General features: G+C 54.7%; 5 protein-coding genes and 1 pseudogene. All 6 read right to left on the reverse strand.

From position 1 onward, the window contains the following. Positions 1–289: pseudogene (locus tag OKB81_RS19925) on the reverse strand (hypothetical protein); the annotation flags it as partial. Continuing rightward, positions 286–645 carry an urease subunit beta gene (locus tag OKB81_RS19930; RefSeq protein WP_053288398.1) on the reverse strand — a complete coding sequence of 120 codons (360 nt, stop codon included), beginning with the start codon at positions 643–645 and terminating at the stop codon, positions 286–288. The pseudogene OKB81_RS19925 and the gene OKB81_RS19930, both read right to left, overlap by 4 nt. A 9-nt stretch (positions 646–654) precedes the next feature. Then, a complete protein-coding gene (locus tag OKB81_RS19935) occupies positions 655–957 on the reverse strand; it encodes an urease subunit gamma (protein ID WP_053288397.1) in 303 nt (100 codons plus the stop codon). A gap of 23 nt (positions 958–980) precedes the next feature. Next, positions 981–1,823: an urease accessory protein UreD gene (locus OKB81_RS19940; RefSeq protein ID WP_053288396.1), complete on the reverse strand. Its 843-nt coding sequence runs from the start codon at positions 1,821–1,823 to the stop codon at positions 981–983. Then, positions 1,820–2,515 (reverse strand): urea ABC transporter ATP-binding subunit UrtE, encoded by a 696-nt coding sequence (urtE, locus tag OKB81_RS19945; protein WP_053288395.1) that lies wholly within the window; start codon positions 2,513–2,515, stop codon positions 1,820–1,822. The genes OKB81_RS19940 and urtE overlap by 4 nt, the downstream gene beginning before the upstream one ends. Then, positions 2,509–2,649 carry a hypothetical protein gene (locus OKB81_RS20890; RefSeq protein WP_270805408.1) on the reverse strand — a complete coding sequence of 47 codons (141 nt, stop codon included), beginning with the start codon at positions 2,647–2,649 and terminating at the stop codon, positions 2,509–2,511. Before OKB81_RS20890 ends, urtE begins: the two co-directional genes overlap by 7 nt. Positions 2,650–2,658: the final 9 nt, after the last annotated feature.

Below are 2,658 nucleotides of genomic sequence, written 5' to 3' on the forward strand. Positions count from 1 at the left end.
TCAGAAGGCCCCGAGTGTAGCCATCGCTCAAGGCCGGAGGAAAGGGCGTTTCAATAGTCGATTTGGGCAACAACGCCGTGATCACCAAATCAAGGCAATCACGGCTCAGTGCTTGCCCCTGCCCCTGACCATCGCGAATGACTTTTCCACCACCGAATTTCACTTCGTCGCCATAAATGGTGAAATCTTTTTCCACCTCCAGCCATAACTCGGTGTCAGCCAACCGCACCCGATCGCCCGTGGTTGGGCCGAACATATCGGCATAGGCTTGTCTGGAAATAATACTCATGCCTGAACTCCCTGTTCGTTCTGTGCACCCTGATCACTTTGCGCAATTTCATCTAACGGGCCCATCACATCGCCACGGAAACCATACACATGGCGGCGCCCCGCGTATGCCACCAACATGACCGTGCGGGTCTGGCCCGGTTCGAAACGCACCGCAGTGCCAGCAGGAATATCAAGGCGAAAACCGCGCGTGGCAGCACGGTCAAACTGCAAGGCAGGGTTGGTTTCAAAGAAGTGGTAATGTGAGCCGATCTGGATCGGGCGATCGCCTGTGTTGGCAACAGCCACTTGTAACGTCGCACGGCCTTCGTTGAGTAGCAGTTCACCATCGGCAACCTGAATTTCTCCGGGGATCATAGGCGCTCCTTAAATGATGGGTTGATGAACGGTGACCAGCTTGGTGCCGTCAGGGAATGTCGCCTCGACCTGCACATCGGGGATCATTTCGGGTATGCCATCCATCACCTCATCGCGAGTCAAAATGGTGCGACCGTAATTCATCAACTCGGCGACCGTCTGGCCATCACGGGCCCCTTCCAAAATCGCAGCACTGATCAGCGCAATCGCTTCCGGATGATTGAGTTTTAAACCACGCGCTTTACGTCGCTCGGCCACCAGTGCGGCGGTAAACAGCAGTAACTTGTCCTTTTCGCGAGGGGTCAGATCCATCTTGTTCTCCTTGTAAACCGTAATCAGGTATTCCAGATCCGCGGACGACATGCGGGGCACCCAATCACCGTCGGGCGCAATGCTTGCCAAATCGTCTGCATTAATTGTTGTAACGGCTCGTTGTGTGCGCCGAGCAAGCGCACAATCAGTAAGTCATTGAGTAAGGTCACGCCAGCCGGTGCTGCGTAGCCTTGCAGTAATTCACGTACCAGTTCCCGTTCTGTTTCAGAACAAGGCGATGCGATGAGGGTCGCGACCAGCGGATAGCCTGCTAAACCTGCCCGGCGCTCGAGATCAGCGGCATCAAGCACCCGCAACGATTCATTCAGGCATAACCGCTGGTTACGATAGACGCGCCAACGGCTGCGTAACTGCCCTTCCAAAAATCGCTCTTCATTGACGGGCCGACCAAGCGAGATGCACTCCCAAGCGATCAATCGCGAATCACTTTCCAGATGGAAGGTGCTCTGCAGTTGCAAATTGGCACCGGGAAACAGAATGTTATCTTGCGGTAGCCACTCCAAAGCGGCACCTTCCGCCAGTTGGAAGGTTTGTGTGACCTTCGATTGTGGCCCCGCGCTACGATAAAACTTGGTGGCACCAGGGGTAGTCAGCAGCGCATGCGCCTCCTGTTCCACCTTAATTTGCACATCGAGCTCATCGCCACCTACCACGCCACCCGGTGGATGCAGCAGGTAGAGATGACAAGGCATGCCTTCGGGGTAGAATGGTCGTTGCACGGTCAGCGGGCCGTACTGGCGTCGTTCGGCCAGCACGGTCTGATTGCCGCGACGAGAAAACCCCAGCGACAAATGCGCTTGCCAGCCGGTTTGCATGGTTGCTATCGCTGCCGGTTGCATCGTCATACCGTCAGATATTCCTTGATCAGCCCTTCGTTGAGATCAGCCATCAGGCCGTCAGCAACACGACGACCGCGATCGAGCAGGCAGAAGCGATCGCCGACTTTGCGGGCAAACGGCAGTTTCTGTTCGACCAGTAACACAGTCAGGCCGATATCACGGTTGAGTTTGCGGATGATGTCGCCAATTTCACTGACGATGTTCGGCTGAATACCTTCGGTGGGTTCATCTAAAATCAGCAGTTTCGGATCAAGCACCAGCGCACGACCAATCGCGAGCTGTTGCTGCTGACCGCCGGATAAATCGCCACCACGACGCTGTTTCATCTCTTTCAACACAGGGAACAGTTCATACACCTGATCGGGGATCTGGCGCTTGTTATCGCGACGCGCAGGCAGTCCGATCTTGAGATTTTCTTCGACCGTCAGCAGTGGGAAAATCTGACGACCTTGCGGTACGTAACCGATGCCAATTTCCGCACGCCGCTCGACCGAAAACTTGCTGATGTCTTGACCATCAAATTCAATCTGACCGCTTTTAACTGGCAATTGCCCCATCAACACATTCAACAGCGTGGTTTTACCCACGCCGTTACGACCCATCAAACAGAGACATTCACCCTGTGCGATCTCGATGTCCAGATCCCACAGCGTGTGCGATTGGCCGTAAAATTGATTAATACCGGATAACTTCAGCATGCTGATTCCCCCAGATATACCTCGATCACTTTCGGATCAGCCTGCACCTGACTCATGGTGCCTTCGGCCGGCCTTGTTGCACAAATCGGGGAACTATCTAGCCAAGTGGTGATCTGATCTCCCGGATCAATCACCGAGCACAG

It is taken from the genome of Aeromonas sp. QDB56, from assembly GCF_027705505.1.
In the GTDB taxonomy this organism is placed as follows: domain Bacteria; phylum Pseudomonadota; class Gammaproteobacteria; order Enterobacterales; family Aeromonadaceae; genus Aeromonas; species Aeromonas caviae.